This window comes from Bradyrhizobium sp. Mp27 (assembly GCF_029953005.1).
Classification (GTDB): domain Bacteria; phylum Pseudomonadota; class Alphaproteobacteria; order Rhizobiales; family Xanthobacteraceae; genus Bradyrhizobium; species Bradyrhizobium barranii.
On record NZ_JASAUS010000567.1, the window covers coordinates 1 to 796 of the forward strand.

Annotated in this window: 1 pseudogene; it reads left to right on the forward strand. The window is 58.5% G+C overall.

What is annotated here, in order from left to right:
- Window positions 1-115: 115 nt before the first annotated feature.
- Window positions 116-700: pseudogene (locus tag QJT78_RS51770) on the forward strand (AMP-binding protein); the annotation flags it as partial.
- Window positions 701-796: the final 96 nt, after the last annotated feature.

A 796-nucleotide genomic window follows, 5' to 3' on the forward strand; every position in this document is an offset into this window, starting at 1 on the left:
CAACGCATACAACGACAGAGCCGAGCCCTTCGTCTGGACCAAGAAAAAGGTCCGTCAACGCCGTTTCAAAGGCCGCCGTATCACTCAGCTCTGATTCCGGGTACTAGATCCGGCTTATCCGTCGGCGCGGCTGCGGCAGATTGTTGGCGATGCAGAACCGAAACTGCTGCTTTGCGATGTCGCCGGTCGAACCGCATTGGGCGCCGAAGCCGTGGCCGATGTGACGGTGGTCGATCTGGAGACGGCGACCCCGACTTGGGGCGAGCGGCCGCCTTCGAACCCGGACCCGGGCGCGCTTGGCCTTTCATCGCGCCATCTCGCCTATGTCATCTATACCTCCGGCTCAACCGGAATCCCTAAGGGCGTGGAAATGTCCCATGGCGCGCTTGTGAATTCGCTTGCGGGGATTGGCACGTCAAAACTGCGCACACTTCAATTCGCGACCCTGAACTTCGATGTGTCCTGTCAGGAATTGTTCATCTGTTGGAAGGACGGCGGAGTGCTTGTGCTCGTGCGGGAAGAGACCCGGAGGCACTTCTCCGACCTGCTGGAATTTATAGAGCGGGAGGCGATAGAGCGGCTTTTCCTCCCGTTCGTGGCATTGAATCATTTTGCGGAAGTCTGGAGCGCGCAGCGCGTGCAGCTGCCCTCTTTAAGAGAGCTTTATACAGCCGGCGAGCGATTGCAGAGCTATGGCTGATTTTGGGTGACGCGGCCTGATCAGGCGGCGTGGCTTTCAGTGTTCGGAATGACTTCGATTCCGTCGATGAACTTTACACCGGCGATGACTTTCGGC